17 protein-coding genes and 1 pseudogene are annotated in these 19,971 nt (G+C 63.6%); 3 read left to right on the forward strand and 15 right to left on the reverse strand.

From position 1 onward, the window contains the following. From WCE35_RS07185 to WCE35_RS07210, 6 genes and pseudogenes are all read right to left on the reverse strand, one after another. A pseudogene (locus tag WCE35_RS07185) lies at positions 1–437 on the reverse strand (NUDIX hydrolase); the annotation flags it as partial. Between the two features lie 18 nt (positions 438–455). Further along, complete coding sequence (locus WCE35_RS07190) at positions 456–1,484, reverse strand: ABC transporter substrate-binding protein (protein WP_424592654.1); 1,029 nt, start codon at positions 1,482–1,484, stop codon at positions 456–458. Positions 1,485–1,657: 173 nt separating this feature from the next. Continuing rightward, positions 1,658–2,446: an ABC transporter permease gene (locus WCE35_RS07195; protein ID WP_424592655.1), complete on the reverse strand. Its 789-nt coding sequence runs from the start codon at positions 2,444–2,446 to the stop codon at positions 1,658–1,660. Beyond that, positions 2,446–3,252, reverse strand: a complete 807-nt coding sequence (locus WCE35_RS07200; RefSeq protein ID WP_424592678.1) for an ABC transporter ATP-binding protein — start codon at positions 3,250–3,252, stop codon at positions 2,446–2,448. Before WCE35_RS07200 ends, WCE35_RS07195 begins: the two co-directional genes overlap by 1 nt. A gap of 216 nt (positions 3,253–3,468) precedes the next feature. Continuing rightward, entirely contained in the window at positions 3,469–3,822 is a 354-nt protein-coding gene (locus tag WCE35_RS07205) for a DsrE/DsrF/TusD sulfur relay family protein (protein ID WP_424592656.1), read from the reverse strand. A gap of 97 nt (positions 3,823–3,919) precedes the next feature. Further along, on the reverse strand, positions 3,920–4,795 hold the full coding sequence (locus WCE35_RS07210) for a sulfurtransferase (RefSeq protein ID WP_424592679.1): 876 nt from the start codon (positions 4,793–4,795) through the stop codon (positions 3,920–3,922). A 242-nt stretch (positions 4,796–5,037) separates the two neighbouring features. Between WCE35_RS07210 and WCE35_RS07215 the strand changes: the two genes are divergently transcribed. Next, complete coding sequence (locus WCE35_RS07215; protein WP_424592657.1) at positions 5,038–5,838, forward strand: ATP-binding cassette domain-containing protein; 801 nt, start codon at positions 5,038–5,040, stop codon at positions 5,836–5,838. Then, positions 5,835–7,391, forward strand: coding sequence for an ABC transporter permease/substrate-binding protein (locus WCE35_RS07220; protein WP_424592658.1), 1,557 nt, complete (start codon positions 5,835–5,837; stop codon positions 7,389–7,391). Before WCE35_RS07215 ends, WCE35_RS07220 begins: the two co-directional genes overlap by 4 nt. Positions 7,392–7,524: 133 nt before the next feature. Here WCE35_RS07220 and WCE35_RS07225 read toward each other — a convergent pair whose 3' ends face one another. From WCE35_RS07225 to WCE35_RS07235, 3 genes are all read right to left on the reverse strand, one after another. Next, positions 7,525–9,234, reverse strand: coding sequence for a sulfatase-like hydrolase/transferase (locus tag WCE35_RS07225; protein WP_424592659.1), 1,710 nt, complete (start codon positions 9,232–9,234; stop codon positions 7,525–7,527). 252 nt (positions 9,235–9,486) lie between these two features. Continuing rightward, on the reverse strand, positions 9,487–10,338 hold the full coding sequence (locus WCE35_RS07230; protein ID WP_424592660.1) for an SDR family oxidoreductase: 852 nt from the start codon (positions 10,336–10,338) through the stop codon (positions 9,487–9,489). 127 nt (positions 10,339–10,465) lie between these two features. Beyond that, positions 10,466–11,692: an ABC transporter substrate-binding protein gene (locus WCE35_RS07235; RefSeq protein ID WP_424592661.1), complete on the reverse strand. Its 1,227-nt coding sequence runs from the start codon at positions 11,690–11,692 to the stop codon at positions 10,466–10,468. A gap of 369 nt (positions 11,693–12,061) precedes the next feature. Between WCE35_RS07235 and WCE35_RS07240 the strand changes: the two genes are divergently transcribed. Continuing rightward, positions 12,062–13,147 (forward strand): DUF2336 domain-containing protein, encoded by a 1,086-nt coding sequence (locus WCE35_RS07240; RefSeq protein ID WP_424592662.1) that lies wholly within the window; start codon positions 12,062–12,064, stop codon positions 13,145–13,147. 386 nt (positions 13,148–13,533) lie between these two features. On the opposite strand, the gene ilvC is transcribed toward WCE35_RS07240, so the two are convergent. The 6 genes from ilvC to WCE35_RS07270 form a co-directional block, all read right to left on the reverse strand. Then, positions 13,534–14,553: a ketol-acid reductoisomerase gene (ilvC, locus tag WCE35_RS07245; protein WP_424592663.1), complete on the reverse strand. Its 1,020-nt coding sequence runs from the start codon at positions 14,551–14,553 to the stop codon at positions 13,534–13,536. A 171-nt stretch (positions 14,554–14,724) separates the two neighbouring features. After that, positions 14,725–15,615 carry an EamA family transporter gene (locus tag WCE35_RS07250; RefSeq protein WP_424592664.1) on the reverse strand — a complete coding sequence of 297 codons (891 nt, stop codon included), beginning with the start codon at positions 15,613–15,615 and terminating at the stop codon, positions 14,725–14,727. Then, on the reverse strand, positions 15,612–16,316 hold the full coding sequence (locus tag WCE35_RS07255) for a class I SAM-dependent methyltransferase (protein ID WP_424592665.1): 705 nt from the start codon (positions 16,314–16,316) through the stop codon (positions 15,612–15,614). Before WCE35_RS07255 ends, WCE35_RS07250 begins: the two co-directional genes overlap by 4 nt. Positions 16,317–16,319: 3 nt before the next feature. Further along, the gene (gene ilvN / locus WCE35_RS07260; protein WP_424592666.1) at positions 16,320–16,862 is read right to left on the reverse strand and encodes an acetolactate synthase small subunit; all 543 of its coding nucleotides are present in this window, start codon (positions 16,860–16,862) and stop codon (positions 16,320–16,322) included. A 187-nt stretch (positions 16,863–17,049) separates the two neighbouring features. Further along, positions 17,050–18,033, reverse strand: a complete 984-nt coding sequence (locus tag WCE35_RS07265; RefSeq protein WP_424592667.1) for a threonine dehydratase — start codon at positions 18,031–18,033, stop codon at positions 17,050–17,052. 14 nt (positions 18,034–18,047) lie between these two features. Beyond that, positions 18,048–19,823 (reverse strand): acetolactate synthase 3 large subunit, encoded by a 1,776-nt coding sequence (locus WCE35_RS07270; RefSeq protein WP_424592668.1) that lies wholly within the window; start codon positions 19,821–19,823, stop codon positions 18,048–18,050. Between the last annotated feature and the right edge of the window lie 148 nt (positions 19,824–19,971).

Below are 19,971 nucleotides of genomic sequence, written 5' to 3' on the forward strand. Positions count from 1 at the left end.
ACCTCGCGCCCGACGCTGCCGTCGATATCGAGCTTATCGCCCCTGACATCGCCGGGATCGGGCGTGCCGGACGGGAAATAGACGCGGCCGGCGTTCGCCGTATGCTGGCCCATTTCACCAAGCACGAACGCGCCGTCGCTGGAAAGCAGCGCGCCCATCCCGAACCCGTTGAACACGTCCTTGTCCGGAAAACCCCAGTCGCGCCACGCCAGAAAACTGGCGAAATCGGTCTCGAAATAGCTGGCGCTGAAACGTTCGCCGGAAAACACCGGATGGCGTCCCAACAGGACGCGGCCGTTCCACATTTTCGGCCTCTCACGCTGCTGCGACGCGAAATGCGCATCGATCTCCGCGCGCCTGGTCGCGGCGAACGGCCACGCCCATGGCTGCACCGCCAGATCGAACGAGGTGACGCGATGAATGAGCGGCGGCGTCATGCCATTCATCGCGATACGCTACTTTGCATTCAACCCCGTGGTCTTCCTGGCCTGGTCGACATATCTGTTGGTCCAGGTCTTGCTGACATCGATGTTGGCCTTGGCGACTTCCGGCGAGCTTTCGCTGAACACGGCCAGCACTGCGTCGGCGCCTCTGGGATCCATCTTCCCGGTCTCCGAATACATCGGGATCGTGTTCTTCAGCGCCGCCAGATAAAGCTCCTTGTTCTTGCCGACCGTTTCCTCCGGCATCTTCGCCATGATCTCCTCGGGCGAATGCGAATGAATCCAGGCCAGCGTGTTCACGATCGCATTAGCCAGCGCCTGCACTTCCTTTTCATGCGAGGTGACCCATGCCATGGTGCTGTACAGCGAACCGCCCGGATACTCGCCGCCGAACACCGCGAGCGTGTCCTTCTGGGTGCGGGTGTCGCTGAGGATCTTCAGGTCGGGATGGCTGCCCTGCAGCACCGTGACCGACGGATCGAGCATGACGGCGGCGTCGATCTGACCCTGCTCCATCGCCGCGACCGCGGTGCCGCCGAGGCCGACGCCGATGACGGCGGCGCTGGTCGGATCGAGGCCATTTTTCTTCAGGAGATATTTCAGGAAGAAATCGGTCGAGGAACCCGGCGCGCTGACGCCGACCTTCTTTCCGGCGAGATCCTTGATCGAGTTGATCTCGCTGGTGTGCGAGGGCGATACCACCAGCACGAGGCCAGGATAGCGGTCATAGACCACGAAGGAGACCAGCTCCTGCTTCCTGGCGGCGAGATTGACGCAATGGTCGAAATAGCCGGACACCACGTCGGCACTGCCGCCAAGCACGGCCTTGAGCGCGTCCGAGCCGCCCTTGAGATCGACCAGTTCGACGGCAAGGCCGGCCTTGTCGTATTCGCCGAGCTGCCTGGCCAGCACCGTCGGCAAATAGCACAGGCAGGAACCGCCGCCGACCGCGATCGTGACCTTGCTTTGCGCCGCGGCAAGACCTGACGTGAGCGCCAGGGCCAGCAGCGTGCCGGCCAGCCTGCCGAACAACTTCTTCATGATTATCTCCATTCCGTTGCCGGCAAGATAAAGCAGCACGCGTGCGTTGAGAAGGCGAGTTTTCCGGGACTCTTCGCCGTCATTGCGAGGAGCGCGGCGACGAAGCAATCCAGTCTTTCTTTGCGTGGCGGCATGGATTGCTTCGCTTGCGCTCGCAATGACGGCTGAGAGTTCTATCCCCTGCCCTCCGCCGCGGCCGGCCGCCAGATCAAAAGCCGCCGCTCCACGACCGTCACCGCCATGTCGATCAGGATCACGAAGGCCGACAGCACGAACATGCCGGCGAAAACCGCGGCGACGTCGAACACCCCTTCGGCCTGCTGGATCAGGTAACCGAGTCCCGCCGCCGAGCCCAGATACTCGCCGACCACGGCGCCGACCACGGCGAAGCCGACCGACGTATGCAGCGACGAGAACATCCACGACAGCGCCGATGGCCAGTAAACGTGCCGTGTCAATTGCCGCTCGCTCATGCCGAGCATGCGGCCGTTGTCCAGCACCGTGGGGCTTACTTCCTTGACGCCCTGATAGACATTGAAGAACACAATGAAGAACACCAGGGTGACGCCGAGCGCGACCTTGGACCAGATGCCGAGCCCGAGCCAGAGCGTGAAGATCGGCGCCAGCACCACGCGCGGCAGCGCGTTGACCATCTTCACATAGGGATCGAATACCGCGGCGACGCGCGGCTGGCGCGCGAACCAGAAGCCGACCATGACGCCGCCGAGCGAGCCGATGACGAAGGCCAGGACCGACTCCCACAGCGTGATCAGAAGATGCTTCCAGATCACGCCGCTATAAAACCAGTCGACGATCTGGCTGCCGACGTCGACCGGATTGGAGAAGAAGAACGGCGGCAGCAGCACGCGGCCGAACACCGGCACGGTGGCAAGCAGCTGCCAGAGCGCCAGCGCGACGACCGCGACCAGCAATTGCAGCAACAGAAGCGTCGGACGCGACATCAGTCGGCCCTCGCCACCTGGGACGACTGCGCGTAGCCCTTCATCACCTCGTCCTTCAGCACGCCCCAGATTTCCCGGTGCAGCTCATGAAACTCCTTTTCCATGCGGACTTCCGAACTATCGCGCGGCCGGGCGAGCTCCACCTTCCAGTCCCCGATGATGCGCGCGGCTGGCCCGGCCGACATGATCACCACGCGGTCGGCCAGCGCAATCGCCTCTTCCAGATCATGGGTGACGAACAGCACCGCCTTGCGGTCGGCGCTCCACAGCTGAAGCAGCAGATTGCCCATGATCTGCCGGGTCTGGGCGTCGAGCGGCCCGAACGGCTCGTCCATCAGCAGGATTTTTGGATCGCGGATCAGGACCTGCGCCAACCCGACGCGCTTGCGCTGCCCGCCCGAGAGCATATGCGGATAACGGTTGGCGAAGGCGCCAAGGCCCACGGAAGTGAGCCAGCCCCGCGCGCGTTCCAGCGCCTGCGCGCGCGGCGCGCCCTTGATCTCGAGCCCGATCGCGACATTGTCGATCGCGGTCTTCCAGGGGAAAAGCGCGTCGGCCTGGAACAGATAGCCGGCATCGCGGTTCAGGCCGGTCAGCGGAGCATCGAATATCCTGACCGATCCCGATGCCGGCCTGAGCAGGCCGGCGGCGACGTTGAGCAGCGTGGATTTTCCGCATCCCGTGGGGCCGACAATGGCGACGAACTCGCCATGCTCGACGGCAAGCCGGGCCTTCTCGACCGCGGTGTAGAGGCGCGCATCGGCCAGCCGAAACGCCACCGTCGCGTCGTCCAGCGCGACCGCCATCGGCTTTGCCGTGTCCACCGTGTTCCCTCCCGCCTTGGATCATGCCTTAGCGGTTGCCAGGGATAAGTTCAACGCGGCGCTGTGGCGTGGTTGTTGATCTCTCGCCTCCCCTGGAGAGGGAAGCTCGGAAAGCATCGCGCCAGGCAGGATGCCCTTACGGGATGGACGATCTCACCGATCACGCCTCCCCAACCCGGACAATCGCCTCGCAACGGATCAGAATACCAGGACTCTATCGGCTTCGACTGTTGCCCCGGCGAGTTCGTCCATCGAGCTACGGCGTGCACCGTCGATCAATTCGGTTTCACTCATGCCGCGCGCGTCCATGCACGTGCCGCACAAAAGCACCACGCCTTTGCTGCCGACAACGCGCTTCAGCATCCGCTCGATGTTGTAATAGCCGTCGGGCGTTTTCTGCTGAGCCTTACCCGCGAGCACGGCATCCGCCATCAAAAAGATCGTCACCTGCATCGATGGCTCTCTTTTCACGAGAGCGTGCGCAAGCCTCAGGGCATTATATACGCGCTCTGTACCATAGGGCGGATCATTGACAATAAACAGGCTCTTCATCGCAGCCACGAGTCACGATTCGGGGGCGCCGCGTGGACAAACCATTTTCGGTAGCGATTGACCCGAAGCGTCCGTTGCAGCGTGACCAGCGACGGCGTCACGCTGCCAATCTCGATACCGGATAGGGCAAGCCTTCTTCGATCGGCAGCGACGGATCGCGAGACCATTCATTCCACGAGCCGAAGTAGATGCCAACATTCCTGATGCCGGCCTCTTCCAGCGCAACGAAGGTGTTCGATGCCCGCGCGCCCTTGAAACAGTAGATGATGACGGGCGTGTCCGGCGTGATGCCCACGGTAGCGCACTCCGCGAGAATTTCCGCCGGCGATTTGAACATGGGGCCAACGGGAGTAGGCTTCATCATTCTGTACCATTCGATCCACACCGAACCCGGGATCCTCCCCTTGCGCGGGCAGAAATCTTTCCCGTAGGGCGATGAGCTCTCGCCAATCCATTCATCGACATCACGGACATCCAGCTTGATGATCCGCGAGTCCCTGACCGCCGACCTCATCGCATCCAGATCGACGAGAATCCGGGTCTCCCTGGGATCAACGGGAAAGGTCTTTTCGGCTGGTGCAGGAACCGCCGGGGTGCTTGGCAATCCCGCGGCCATCCATGCGGCATACCCGCCATGAAGCACGCTGATCCTGGGATAACCCAGGGAACGCAGCAGCACGTATCCGCGGCACGACTGGCCAAATCCCGTACTCATCGACTGTTCATAGATCACGGCGGTTTCGCCGCCGCCGAGGCCGGCCTTGCCGAAGGCGGTGGCAAAGGTTTCTCTCAGCGCCTTCACGCCCTCCGGCGTTGACGTCGCCAGATATGTGAAGACTTCGCGTAAATTGACGGCGCCCGGGATGTGCGCTTCGGCATAAATCGTCGGGTCGCGGGTGTCGATGAGAACCGCCGATTCGGTTTTCAGCATATCGGACAGTTCGTTCGCTGAAACGAGGACCTTGCCGCGCATGCTGTACTCCTGGCGGAAATTGTTTTGAGGTTTAGTCAATCCGGGTGTGATCTCCTTGATCCAGATCAACGGCAGCCAGCATCGCAGCCTTTCCTGGTGGGATGTCGCCTATTGCGGAGATTTGCGGAGCTTCGTCCATTCGCGGAGTTCGGCCGGCATAACAGGCGCTCAGCTCGCAACCGGCCGATTTATCGGCTATCACTATGCCCGCCGGGGAGAGTTAAGAGCCGAGGCCACACCGAATGCCGTCCACGCCGCTGATCGCCTATGCGCATGTCGGCAAGAGCTTTGACGGCGGCCGCGGCGCGGCGCGCGTGGTGGCGGTCGACGACGTCTCGCTCGCGGTCGCCGCGGGCGAGTTCCTCGCCATCGTCGGCGGCTCGGGCTCGGGCAAGACCACGCTGCTGCGGCTTGCCAACCGGCTGATCGAGGCCGACAGCGGCGCCATCACGGTCGAGGGCGAAGACGTGCGGCAGGTCGATCCGATTCTGCTGCGCCGGCGCATCGGCTATGTGTTCCAGAGCGGCGGGCTGTTTCCGCATCTCAGCGTCGCCGGCAATATCGGCGTCACCCCAAGGCTGCTCGGCGCGCCTTCGGCCGAGATTTCCGCGCGGGTGGACGAGCTGCTCGATCTGGTGCGGCTCGACCGCGCCCAACATCGCGAGCGGCTGCCGCATGAACTCTCCGGCGGCCAGCGCCTGCGCGTCGGCGTCGTCCGTGCGCTGGCGGCGAAACCGCGCATCGTGCTGATGGACGAGCCGTTCGGCGCGCTCGATCCCCTGACCCGCGACGCGCTCGGCGACGACTATCGTGCGCTGCATCGCAAGCTCGGACTGACGACCATCATGATCACCCATGACATGACCGAGGCGATCCTGCTCGCCGACCGCGTCGCGGTGATGCGCGGCGGGCGGCTGCTCGCGCAGGGCACGCCGGCCGAACTCTCCGACAGCGGCGATCCCTACGTCGGCGAATTGCTGCGCACGCCACGACGACAGGCCGAACGGCTCGCAGCATTATTGCCGCGGGAAGGCACCGCATGAGCCTGTTCTCCGATCCGCGCTGGAGCGAGGCGTTGGCGCATTTGCCGGACTATCTCGGCAATCATGTGCGGGTCAGCGTCGCGGCGCTGGCGCTCGGCCTCCTCGTCAGCCTTCCGCTCGCGATCATCGCGCGCAACCGGCCGCTGCTGCGCGGCGCGCTGCTCGGGCTTGCCTCTATCGTGCAGACGGTGCCGGGGCTGGCCCTGCTCGCGCTGTTCTACCCGCTGCTGCTGGCGCTCGCGGCGCTGTCGCTGTCGTGGTTCGGGTTCGGCTTTTCCGCCTTCGGATTCCTGCCCGCCGTGCTGGCGCTGGCGCTCTATTCCATGCTGCCGGTGCTGCGCAACACCATCACCGGGCTTGCCGGCGTCGACGCCGCGATCCTGGAAGCAGCCCAAGGCGTCGGCATGACACCGCGCCAGTCGCTGTTCACCGTCGAATTGCCGCTGGCATTGCCGGTGATGATGGCGGGCATCCGCACCGCGGCGGTCTGGGTGATCGGCACCGCGACGCTGTCGACGCCGATCGGCCAGACCAGCCTCGGCAATTATATTTTCGCCGGCCTGCAAACCCAGAACTGGGTATTCGTGCTGTTCGGCTGCCTCGCCGCCGCCGCGCTGGCGCTCGCGGTCGATCAGTTGCTGGCGCTGATCGAAATCGGCCTGCGCAACCGCAGCCGCGTTCGCACCGCGCTCGGCGGCATCGGCATCGCGGCCCTGGTCGCGGCCACGCTGGTGCCGGCCGTGTCGCGCTCCTCGACAAGCTATATTGTCGGCGCAAAAACCTTCACCGAGCAATATGTGCTGTCGGCGCTGATCGCGCAGCGGCTGAAGGCGGCCGGATTATCCGCCACTGCGCGCGAGGGCCTCGGCTCCAACGTGATTTTCGACGCGCTCGCCTCCAACGACGTCGACGTCTATGTCGATTATTCCGGCACGCTCTGGCTCAACCAGTTTCGCCACAGCGATATCCCGCCGCGCGCGGCATTGCTTGCCGGGTTGCAGGCGACGCTGGCGCAGCAGAACATCACCCTGCTCGGGCAGCTCGGCTTCGAGAACGCCTATGCGCTGGTGATGCCGCGCAAGCGCGCCGAAGCGCTCGGCATCCGCTCGATCGCCGATCTCGTCCCGCATGCGGCAACGATGTCGATGGCGGCGGACTATGAATTCTTCTCGCGCCCGGAATGGGCGGGCTTGCGGAAAAGCTACGGGCTGTCGTTTCGCGCGCAGCGGCAGATGCAGCCGGATTTCATGTACGCCGCGGTCGCCTCCGGCGAGGTCGACGTGATCGCCGGCTACACCAGCGACGGGCTGATCGCTAAATACGATCTGGTGGTGCTCGACGACGTCAGGCACGCGATCCCGCCCTACGACGCCATCGTGCTGCTGGCGCCGCGGCGGGCCGCCGATCAGGCGCTGCGCACGGCGCTGCAATCGCTGCTCGGCAGCATCAATATCGCCATCATGCGCGAGGCCAATTTGCGCGCGGCAGGCAACGACGCCGCGTCGTCGCCGGATGCGGTGGCGCGCTGGCTGTGGGAGAAGGTCGGAAAGTAGCAGATGCCTTTTCTCGTCATTGCGATCGAGGCGAAGATTCCATAGTGCCGCGAGGAAAGACTGGATTGCTACGTCGCTTCCGCCTTCGCTCGTTGAGCTACGGCGGACAAGTTGCTCCTCGCAAGGACGAATCCTACAATCCCTTGATCATCCCGGCATCGATCAAGAGCCGGTTGAAGCGGCGGGCCTCGGCGCCATTCCCGCAGTCGTAGAACAGGCCGTTACAGCGCAGCATGATGCTCTTCTGCTCCTCGAACGAGGGATCGAGCGGGATGCCGGCGGCCTCCTGGATCACCAGCGGCAGATAGGCCGCGTCGATCGTGTCCATCACGGCGGGGCTTTTCACCGGCTCGAAGTTGACGGCATCGATCGCGTAATAGGTCGCGTAATAGCGCGGATCGTAATTCATCAGCTTCTTGCCGATTCCGGCCTCGTCGAGTTCCGGATCGAGAATGTGCGGCGAGAATTCCGGCTGATGATCGCCGTAACGGACGATCAGGAACGGCTGGTCTGCGAATTTCTTCTTCAGCCCGGCGATGAAGGCGGCGTAGTGCTCGGCGCTCATCGCCTGCCGGCGCAGATATTCGTCGACCGACGGATCGTTGCCGGGCTTGCGCCAGAACGGCATCAGGTCCGGCCGGAACCGCGTCTCCCACGGAAAATGGTTGGCGGCGAGATAGACGAAGGCGAACAGCGGCGTGCCCGGCGCCTGCGCCGATATCAGTTGCAGCGCCTTGTCGTAGAAGAAACTGTCGGGCTCCACGTCCCTCGCGCCGAGATCATGGGCGTCATAGAAGCGCTGGATGCCGGTCGTGGTCTGGAAACCCCGCGCGCCCATGAACGCGCCATAGGCCGGATACAGCGAGACCGTCTGGTAGCCGCAGCGGCGCAGCGCCAGCGGCAGGCCGCGCTCGACCCGCCCCGATGCGATGCGGGTCACGAAGTAGGAAAACCGGCCGAACGAGCGCGAGGAAAGGCCGGCGAGCACGTTGTATTCGGTGAACCAGCTCGGCCCGCCATTGCTCTCCGCCAGGAACTTCCGCGCCTTGCCGTCGAACGACTTGAAATGGCTGCCATAGCCCGGCGGCACCTTGATGCCCCGGGCCTCGCGAATATCGAAGCTCGACTCGTCATGGACCATGATGATGTTCGGCCGCCGCCCGGCCGGATGGCAGGAATCCACCAGCGGCACCTTGAGATGCCCGGTGGCAACCGCGTCCGATTCCATGAAGCCGTAGTTGATGAAGTCGGATACCGCGGTGACGCCGGAGCGGGCAAATTTCGACAGATAGCCGTCGTCGTAATAGCCGCGCCAGGCCTCATCCGGCCATGCGAAGGAGTATCCGACCAGGGCGGCCAGGCACGTCAGCTTGCAGGTCAGAGCCGGCAGCCGGCGGATCCGGAACGGATCCAGCCACCACAACGCGTACATCAGGGGGATGGTGACGAGAGCCGCCGAGATCACCGACCAGCGCAGATTGGGGAAGATCGTGAACAGGAACGCCGCGGTGTCGCGATCGATCACCATCAGATCGACGAAGTTGGCGGTCATCTGCACGACGTCGTGCTTGAGCCGCGACAGCAGCACCAGCACCACCACCAGCGTCAGCGACAGCGCCCCCGACAGCGCCGGGCGCCGCAGCAGCGTGATGAACAGGAAGTTCAGAATGCCCCAAGCCAGGGCGAAGCAGGTGCGCGCGCCGAAGTCGGCTTCGGTCTGAACCATGATCGCCAGCGCCGCCAGATGCGGCGCGGCAACGGCCAACAGCCGCCAGACGGCGAGCGAGGCGATGCCGCCGGCGACGGCGGTAGCGGACGGACCGGGATCGGGCGCGGGCGCCATGGGCTGGACGCAACACTATCCGGCGTGATGCCAAAGCCTTGGCTGGCGACGACCAGGAGACGCACGACGCCGCCGGAACCGGCACCGTGTCATAAAAACGTAATGTAAATGTCATGAACGCGCAATGAATTTGCCTCGCATGTGGGGCCGCGCGCGTTGTCGAGGGCCAAGACTCCGTGCCGCGCCCTGGTCGCCGGCGATCGCGAAGGACGCCAGCATGGAAATCGAAATGACCCCGCCGCATCGGACGGCTCAAGCCGGCGGCATCAGCCCGAGGCGCCTGGCGAAAATCCGGTCGACCATCCGCTTGGGCAGGACCGCCGCCACCAGGTGCCGCATCGGATCCGGCGTGATCTGGTAGCGCACCCTCGGATGGGACGACGTCAGCGCCTCGGCGATGGTCGCGGCGATCTTCCCCGCCGGCAATCCGTTTTCGCCGAGTTGCATCATGAACTTGCGAATCCGTTGCAGCGCCGGAAAAAACGGCGAGCTGCGGTAGGCGGAAATGTCCACCTCGTCGGCCTTGCTCCAGATCGGCGTCTTCACCGCGCCGGGGGCAACGATGATGACGTCGATGCCGAACAGCATCATTTCGCGGCGCAGGCTCTCGGACAATCCCTCGACCGCATGCTTCGACGCCGAATAGGCCGACATCAGCGGATTGCCGTTCCTGCCGGCGAGCGAACTGACCATCACGATGCGACCCTTTGGTCCCTTCAACGACGGATCGGAACCGAGCAGCGGACCGAACGCCTGGGTGGCGATGATCGGCCCAATGACGTTGACGTTCATCTGGCGGCGGAACTCGTCGGCGGCGAGCTCGAGCACCGGGCCGGCCACCGCGATGCCGGCATTGTTGACCAGACCCGCCAGCGTCTCGCCGTTCAGCGCGGCGCGGACCTCGCGTGCCGCCGCCAGCACCGCGGCCTCGTCGGTGACGTCAAACAACAGCGGCGTGAAATTTCCGCCGAACTCGCCCTTGAGGCGATCGGCGTCGGCCTGCTTGCGCACGCTGCCGAACACGCGAAATCCGCGATCGAGCAGCAGTTTCGCGGTGGCCCAGCCGATGCCGGTCGACGCGCCGGTGATGACGACCGATTTCATGAATGGCTTGCCCCCGATGACGCCGGGCTCATGTAATCTGGATGGCGTGAAGCGCAATGAGTATGGCGAGACACGGCAACGGTGGGCTCCCTCTCCACGTTGCTACGGGGAGAGGGTAAAAGATCATCTATTCCGCGTGTCCGTCGATCACCGGGCCGAACAACTGCCATTTCTCGCCGGTGAATTTCATCATCTGGACCTGTTCGATCGGATAGAAATCCGTCGGCGAGGTCTTGATGCGGATACCGGGGATATAGGTGTCGATCACGAAATCCAGGTTCGCAACCACCTTCATGACATGCTCGCGCGTGAGATTGTCGCCGCAGCGCTTCAGCACCTCGACCAGCGCCGTCGATAGATTATAACCGGTAAGGGGCCCGCTCTCGGACTTGTCGGCTTCCGGATAATATTTTGCCATGAACGCCCGGAATTTCTGCATGCCGGGATGGGAATCCCATTGCGGATCGGTGACGTCCATCTGGTAGCCGGCGCTCAGGATGCCGGTGGCGTTGTCGAGGCCGGCGGGCTTCAGCACCGCGCCGACCGAGGCCGACACGTTGGTCATGATGTGGATCGGATGCCAGCCGAGTTCGGCAATCTTCTTGATCGCCTGCGCCGCGAATTTCGGCGTGCCGATATTGACGAAGATATCGGGGTTGGCACTCTTGATCGCCACCACCTGCGAATCCACCGTCGGCATGCTGATTTCGTAGGGTATGCTGGCGACGATCATGCCGTCGTACTTGTCGCGCAGCACGTCCTTCAGACCCAGCACGTAGTCCTTGCCGAAATCGTCGTTCTGGTAGAGTACCCCGATTTTGGCGTTGGGATGATGCTGCAGAACGTAGGTCGCATAGATCCGCGCCTCGGCGCGGTAGTTCGGCTGCCAGCCGATGGTCCAGGGAAAGTGTTCGGGATCGCCCCAGCGCGAGGCGCCGGTCGCGACGAACAGTTGCGGCACCCTCATCGTGTTCATGTATTTCTGGATCGCCGCGTTGCTGGCGGTGCCGAGCGGCGCGAAAATCAGGAACACCTCGTCGCTCTCGACCAGCTTGCGCGCCTGCTCCACCGTCTTCGGCGGGCTGTAGGCGTCGTCATAGCTGATGAAATTGATCTTGCGGCCGTTGACGCCGCCATTGTCGTTGATCATCCGGAAATAGGCGCTCATCGTCTTGCCGATGATGCCGTAGGCCGATGCCGGCCCGCTGTACGGCATGATGTTGCCGATCTTGATTTCCGTGTCGGTCACGCCGGTATCGTATTTTTTCTGCGCGACGGCCGACACGGTGGCCGCGGCCACGATCAGTCCGGAAAGTCCAAGCGTCGTGAACAAGTGCTTAGCGCTGCGCGTCATGAAATGCCTCCTCTGGTGCGGGCCAGGCGTGGCGGCTTTCGCCGGACAGTTTCCTCTTCGAGTTTTTTCTGGAGCGGCGGGAGGATAGCAGCCGGCCCCCGTTACCGGAAGCTGGCGCTGCGATTTGCGATTGTTACAGGCCATTGGTCGCGCGCCGCCGGTGGAGTCGCAGCGCAACAGGAAGGCCAAGGTCACCGCAAATCTTGTCGCGGAATTAACCATCGTCTCGTGCGCCCGCGCGCGAAAAACGAATGAATACAGTTGCCTAACCTCACGCCCGGTAATTCTACGGGGCCCGGCTTAACGCGAGCGAAAGGCAGCCCCGTTACGATCCGGTTCCGGACTTTGGAATGCCCAGGACTGTCCAACATGCTGCAACAGCCGGCCAACTCGATCATCGCCGAACTGGAAGACGCGGTCAGGAGCGGCTCGCCGGAGAAACGCGTCGGCACGCTTCGGCAGGTGACCGATCTTTTCCTCCATGACGGGGAACGCCTCAGCGAAGACCAGGTCAAGGTCTTCGACGACGTATTGTGTCTTCTCGTCTCCCGCGTCGAGAGCCGGGCCAGGGCCGAACTCGGCGCGCGTCTGGCGCCGCTCGACTACGCGCCATTCGAAGTCATTCAGCACCTCGCACGGGACAACGACATCGCGGTGGCCGGAAATGTGCTGACCAGCTCCAGCCGGCTGCGGACCTCCGACCTCGTGGAGATCGCCAGCAGCAAAGGGCAGGACCACCTGCTGGCGATTTCAGGCCGGACGAGCCTCCCGGAAGCCGTAACCGACGTGATCGTCGACCGCGGCGAACGCAACGTCATTCGAAAGCTTGCCAACAACTCCGGCGCGCGCTTTTCCGAAACCGGCTATTCCAAGATCGTCGCGCGCTCGGAAGCGGACGCCGAACTGATCGAGATCCTCGGACTTCGGGTCGACCTGCCGCTCAAATTCCTGCGCGAGCTGTTGCGGCGCGCGACCGACGCCGTGCGCGCGCGGCTGGCGGCGGTGGCCCCGCCCGAACTCCAGGAAGAGATCAAGCGGATCCTGAAGGCCATTGCCGGCGCGGTGCGGGAGAACGCACGCGATTTCAGTGCCGCCGAGGCGCTGGTCAAGCTGCTCAGGGAAAACAACGAACTGGACGGAGCCGCCATCATCAAGTTCCTCGAAGCCAGCAAGTTCGACGAGGTGGCCGCCTCGCTCGCCCTGCTCGGCAATGCGCCGACCGAAATGATGGCCCGGCTGCTGGAGGGACCGCGGTCCGACCTCATCCTCATCCCCTGCAAGGCCGCCGGCCTGGATTGGGCGGCAGTCGAAGCGATCCTTTGCAAACGGCCGGTCCGGCACCCGATCGACGAACGAACGCTGAAGCTTGCTTTGCAGGACTACAACAAACTGTCCCTGGAAACCGCCCGGCGCACGCTGCGTTTCTGGCAGGTTCATAATCGGCTCGAGAAGTAGGGCTCCGCCACTTCGCCGGCTGGTCGGAGAGAGCGTCGCTCAAGAATCTGGATCAAATCTCAGTTCTTGGTGCCAGACCGTAATCGGGCCTTTGTCCTGGTTCGCCCAGATGCACGATTACAGATGAAGTAACGGCGCTTTGAATCTGAAAAATCACGCATTCTCGTCTCAAGAATTCACTTGAGCTGCATCAAGCGAAGAATACATCTGAGACATCAGTTCTTTGTTCCGTCTGGCGGGGGTGCTGGCAATCTCGCCGGACCGGCAGTGGTCAAGAATATGAATTAAGTGGCTGTGTTTCGGTCAACAAAAAAGCGAGACCGCTTCCGCGATCTCGCCTTGATCATGCCGGCGCAGGTTTAATTTTCCGTTGTTCCGACAGAGGCTTAGTTCCTGGTCTTGTCCACCAGGGCGCCCTTCTTGATCCACGGCATCATGTCGCGGAGCTTGACGCCGACTTCCTCGATCGGATGCGTGGCGAGCTTGGCGCGGGTCGCCTTGAACGAGGTCTGGTTGACCTTGTTCTCCAGCATCCAGTCGCGCGCGAACCTGCCGGACTGGATGTCGGCGAGAACGCGCTTCATCTCTGCCTTGGTCTCCGCGGTGACGATGCGCGGGCCGGTGACATATTCGCCATATTCGGCGGTGTTGGAGATCGAGTAGTTCATGTTGGCGATGCCGCCTTCATAGATCAGGTCGACGATCAGCTTCACCTCGTGCAGGCATTCGAAATAGGCCATCTCCGGCGCGTAGCCGGCTTCCACCAGCGTCTCGAAGCCGCCCTTGATCAGTTCGACCAGGCCGCCGCACAGCACCACCTGCTCGCCGAACAGATCGGTCTCGCATTCTTCCTTGAACGAGGTCTCGATGATGCCGGCGCGGCCGCCGCCGATCGCCGAGGCGTAGCTTAAGCCCAGATCATGGGCATTGCCGGAGACATCCTTGGCGATCGCGATCAGGCAGGGCACGCCGCCGCCGCGCTGATATTCCGAGCGCACGGTGTGGCCGGGACCTTTCGGCGCGATCATCAGCACGTCAAGATCGGCGCGCGGGTCGAGCAGGTTGAAATGCACGTTGAGACCATGCGCGAACACCAGGGCTGCGCCCTTCTTCATGTTGTCGTGCAGGTGCTCGCGATAGATATCCCCCTGCAATTCGTCCGGGGTGAGCATCATCACGAGGTCCGCCCATTTGGCGGCTTCGGCGACTTCCAGCACCTTGAAGCCGGCGGCTTCCGCCTTTTTGGCCGAGGCAGAGCCCTTGCGCAGCGCGATGGCGACATCCTTGACGCCGGAATCCTTCAGGTTCAGCGCATGGGCGTGGCCTTGGCTGCCATAGCCGACGATGACAACCTTCTTGCCCTTGATCAGGTTCAGGTCGGCGTCGCGATCGTAATAAACACGCATGGTCGTTTCCTCATGGGTGGCCAAAATCGGCCGGTTAATCAGGCTGTTAGGTGGGTAGGACCGCCGGTCGCCCGCGAATTTCCGGCGTTGTCTAGAGCATTTTTCGCCCAAGGGGAAACCCGTTTCTGCATGGCGCGCTGCGGCATCAGCAGCGATTGCGCCATCTCGGCCTCAGGCGATCTTGGGCAATACTTGTCTTGATGAGTCTTGCGAACGTGTCGACAGCAGCATGAAGGCGATGCCGCCGACCACCGCGATCATGCCGGCCAGCCGCAGCGGTCCAAAAGTCTCGCCGAACAAGACGCTTGACGCCGCCGAGCCGACGAACGGCACCAGCAGCGCGAACGGCACCACCTGCGCCGCCGGATAATCGCGCAGCAGCCGGCCCCACAGCCAATAGGCGATGCTGGTGGAGACGCCGCCGAGGCAGAGCACGCAGACAAGGCCGGTCAGCGACATCTGCGACAGCGCCTGCCAGGTCGGCCGCGGCCCGTTGCTGAGGAGCGTCAGCGCCGACAGCGGGACCGCGGCGGCGAGGCACAGCCAGGCGAACAGGTCGAACATCCGCACGCCCGGCGCCCGCCGCAGCAACAGGTTGCCGATCGCAAAGCTGACCGGGCAGATCATCAGCACGGCGAAGGCACCGAGGCTGAAATCAAGGCCGACGGTGCCGCAGATCATCAGCAGGCCGGCCGTGGCGATGCCGATGCCGATGGTCTGCATCCGCGTCGGCAATTCGCCGAACAGGATCGCGGCGAAGGCAATGGTGAACAACGCCTGACTCTGCACGATCACGCTGGACAGCCCGACCGGCACGCCATGGGCGATGGCAAAGGCCTGCGCCAGGAACTGGCCGAGAAACAGCGTGAAACTGATCGCGATCAGGAGCGGCCACGACACCTCGGGCTTGCGCAGGAACAGGCACGGCAATGCGGCGATGGCAAAGCGCAGCGTCGTCATCAGCTCCGGCGAGAATTCGTCGAGCGCGATCCGGCTGGCGACGAAGGCAAGTCCCCAGATCACCGCCACCGTGAAGGCGATACAGACGTCGGCCGGTTTCATTTTTTCCAGCTCTGCCGGTCCGGCTTCGGTTTGCGCAACAGATATGTGCCGTGCAGCGGCGCGTGATAATTGACCGAGACCAAAGTGAAGCCGACGTCCGTCAGCATGCGCTCGATCACCCAGCCGAAAGTCGAGTATTCGTCGCGCATATGGGTGACGACGCTGTCACGCTCGAAATCGTGGTTCTTGATGGAAAAATCGGCCCACGCCTCGATGTCGCGCTCCACGCCATCGGGCACGCTGACGAAGACGATATCGCGCAAATAGAAATTCGCGCCGGGCTTCAGCGCATTGTAGATCCGCGACAGCGCCACCGCCTTCCAGAAATCCGGCAGATGATGCAGCGTGAATTCGCTGACGATCAGATCATAGGAATTCGGCTGATAGGCGAAGCTCAACAATCCCGCCGACTGGGTGCGGATCGCGACCTTGCGGTCCCGGGCATAGATATTGGCCAGCGCCAGCATCGCCGGCGAAATATCGACCGCGTCGACCTCAGCGCCCATCAGCGCCGCCTCGCAGGCCAGAACGCCGTTGCCGCAGCCGATATCGGCCACCCGCCAGCCGCGCTGCACCCCCAGCATGGTCAGCGCCGCGCGGGCGCGGATGTCGCTGTCGTCATGCCGGTCGTAGATCGAGGCGACGGCGGAATCGAGCCCGGGCCGCCGCCGTTGAGTGTAATACCAGTCGCGCGCCAGCATCGCTCACATCCCTTCAGGCCCCCGCCCGATCGCGGCAACCCCGGTGCGCGACACCTCGACAAGGCCGAGCGGGCGCATCAGGTCGATGAATTGGCTGATCTTGGCGGAATTGCCCGTGATCTCGAACACAAAGCTCTCGGTGGTGGCGTCGATCACGCGGGCACGGAAGGCGTCCGCCAGCTGCAGCGCCTCGACGCGGTTGTCGCCGCGGCCGCGCAACTTCACCATCGCGAGCTCGCGCTCGATCGAGCGGCCGGTGAGCGTCATGTCGACGACCCGGTAGACCGGGATCATGCGATCGAGCTGGTGCTTGATCTGCTCGATCACCATCGGCGTGCCTGTGGTGACGATGGTGATGCGGGAGAGATGTTTCTGGCTCTCGGTCTCCGAGACCGTGAGACTCTCGATATTGTAGCCGCGCCCGGAGAACAATCCGATCACGCGCGCAAGCACACCCGGCTCGTTCTGCACGAGCACCGAGAGCGTGTGCGACTCGGTCGGGTCGTGGCGCTCTTCCAGGAAATAGGCGGATGCGGGCTGGTTCATCTTGGATCCCTCTTCATTTTCTTCGTCATGCCCGCCAACGGGTCGGCGCATCGCGCCGCCCGATGACAAGCTCCAGCGGGCATCCAGTAACCGCCGGCGCCTGAAACAAAACAGGCAGGCCGCGGCGTACTGGATCGTCCGGTCAAGCCGGACGATGACAGCAAAACTTGCGGGAGCGCTGCCATCGTCACACCGCTATCCTGTCTACAGCGGCTGCTTCCGGCATGATCCAGCGGCGAAACAGCTCGAAATCGATGTTGCCGCCGCTCAGGATCAGGCCGACGCGCCGGCCTTGAAGTTTCTTCTTCTCCTGCGAGGCGGCCGCGAGCGCGGCGGCGCCGGCGCCCTCTGCGAGATTGTGGGTGTCGGTCCAGTAGGCGCGGATGGCGGCGCCGACTTCATCGTCGGTGACCTGCACGATGCGCGAGGCGCCCTCGCGGATGATGGCAAGCGCATCCGAATCGGGGATGCGTGTGGCCATGCCGTCGGCAAGCGTGTTGCAGGTCTCGGTGGTCACGACGTGGCCTGCCGCAAACGACAGCGCATAGGACGGCGCCTCGGTCGATTGCACGCCGACGATTTCCGTTCTCAAGCCGAGCAGATCGCGCGCCAGGATGCAGCCGCAAATGCCGGAACCCTGCCCGATCGGCACATAGAGAATGTCGAGATCCGGCGCTGTTCCGAACAGTTCGAGCGCGTAGGTCGCGACCCCCAGAACCAGGTCGGGATGGAACGACGGCACCATGTGAAGTCCCGCGATACCGGCCCGGCGAACCGCTTCCTCGCGCGCCTCCTGGAAATCGTCGCCGTGCTCGACCAGATCGGCACCGAATGCCCGCATGGCGCGGTTCTTCTCGACCGAATTGCCGCGCGGCACGTAGATCGTGACCGGCAGGCCGTGGCGGCGCGCCGCGAACGCCAGGCTCTGCCCGTGATTGCCGCGCGTCGCCGAGATCAGCCCGGCAATGCCAGGCCGTTCGCGCTTCAGGCGATCGACGTAAACCAGCCCGCCGCGCACCTTGAAGGCCCCAATCGGCGTATGGTTTTCGTGTTTGACCACGACATCGGCACCGAGCCGCTCGGCCAGCAGCGGCCACGCATGCACGGGCGTCGGCGACATCGCCCGACCGACGATCTGGTGCGCGCGCTCGAGCTGTCCGAGGTCAAACATCGGATCCTCCCATCTCACACCAGCGCCTTGCCGCCGGCAAAGGCCGACGCGGTGGCCTCGTCGGTGGCTTCCGCCGGCAGCAGCATTTCATTGTGCGCCTTGCCGGACGGGATCATCGGAAAACAGTTTTCCAGCGCCGCGACCCGGCAATCGAACAGCACCGGACGCTTGACCGAGATCATCTCCTTGATCGCGCCGTCGAGGTCGCCGGGCTTGACCGCCCGCAGACCGACACAGCCGAAGGCGTCGGCGAGCTTGACAAAATCCGGCAACGCTTCCGAGTAGGAATGCGACAGCCGGTTGCCGTGCAGGAGCTGCTGCCACTGCCGCACCATGCCCATGTACTGGTTGTTCAGGATGAAGATCTTGATCGGCAATTCGTACTGAATGGCCGTCGACATCTCCTGCATCGTCATCTGCACCGAGGCGTCGCCGGCGATGTCGATGACGAGGCTGTTCGGGTGCGCAACCTGGACGCCCAGCGCCGCGGGCAGGCCGTAGCCCATGGTGCCGAGGCCGCCCGAGGTCATCCAGCGGTGCGGCTCCTCGAAACCGAAGAACTGCGCCGCCCACATCTGATGCTGCCCGACCTCGGTCGTGATGTAGGTGTCGCGCCCGCGCGTCGCCTCGAACAGGCACTCGATCGCGAATTGCGGCAGGATGATATCGTTGTTCTTCTTGTAGGCCAGCGAATGGCGCGCGCGCCATTTGGCGATCTCCTGCCACCACGGCTTGATGTCCGACTTCTTCGCCTCCGCCCTGAACACCTGCAGCAGGTCGCCCAGCACGTTGCCGGCGTCGCCGATGATCGGGACGTCAATGCGGATGTTCTTGTTGATCGAGGACGGATCGATATCGATGTGGATCTTCTTCGAGCCCGGCGAGAACGCGTCGATCCGGCCGGTGATGCGGTCGTCGAAACGCGCGCCGACGCACAGCATGACGTCGCAATCATGCATCGCCATATTGGCCTCAAAGGTGCCGTGCATGCCGAGCATGCCGAGCCAATTTTTTCCCGATGCCGGATAAGCGCCAAGGCACATCAGGGTCGAGGTGATCGGGAATCCCGTCACTTCGACCAGTTCGCGCAGCAGTCTTGAGGCGTCCAGCCCCGAATTGATGACGCCGCCGCCGGAATAGATCACCGGGCGCCTCGCGGCGGCGAGCAGCTCCACCGCCTTGCGAATCTGCGTCGCATCGCCCTTGATCCGCGGCGAATAGGAGACATGCACGTCCGACTTGCGCGGCGGGTGGTAGGTGCCGGTCGCGAACTGCACGTCCTTGGGCACATCGACCACGACCGGGCCTGGACGGCCCGTGGTCGCGACGTAGAACGCCTCATGCAGCACTTTTGCGAGGTCGTTGACGTCGCGCACCAGCCAGTTGTGCTTGGTGCTGGGCCGGGTGATGCCGACGGTGTCGCATTCCTGGAACGCGTCATTGCCGATCAGATGGGTCGGAACCTGGCCGGTGATGCACACCAGCGGGATCGAGTCCATCAGCGCGTCCGTCAACGGCGTCACCATGTTGGTGGCGCCGGGACCCGAGGTCACCAGCACCACGCCCGGCTTGCCGGTCGAGCGCGCGTAACCCTCGGCGGCGTGGCCGGCGCCCTGTTCATGCCGCACCAGGATATGCTCGACCTCGCTCTGCTGGAAAATTTCGTCATAGATCGGAAGCACCGCGCCGCCGGGATAGCCGAAGATATGCTGGACACCATGATCGATCAGCGCGCGAACGATCATCGCGGCGCCGGTCATCTGGTTCGGATCGTGGCTGTTGTCGGTCATGGCTTGCTCCGGATGCGCTGGTCCTTGCGCGGCTTCGTCAGTTCTGGTTTCGGCAAATAAAAAAGGGCCCGAGAGGCCCCATGCACACCGCCCGACTGTGGATGGCGTTCAGCCACCCCCGGCGGTGCGCCTGGGTACGACGACGATA

Source organism: Bradyrhizobium sp. (assembly GCF_049691595.1).
Lineage (GTDB): Bacteria > Pseudomonadota > Alphaproteobacteria > Rhizobiales > Xanthobacteraceae > Bradyrhizobium.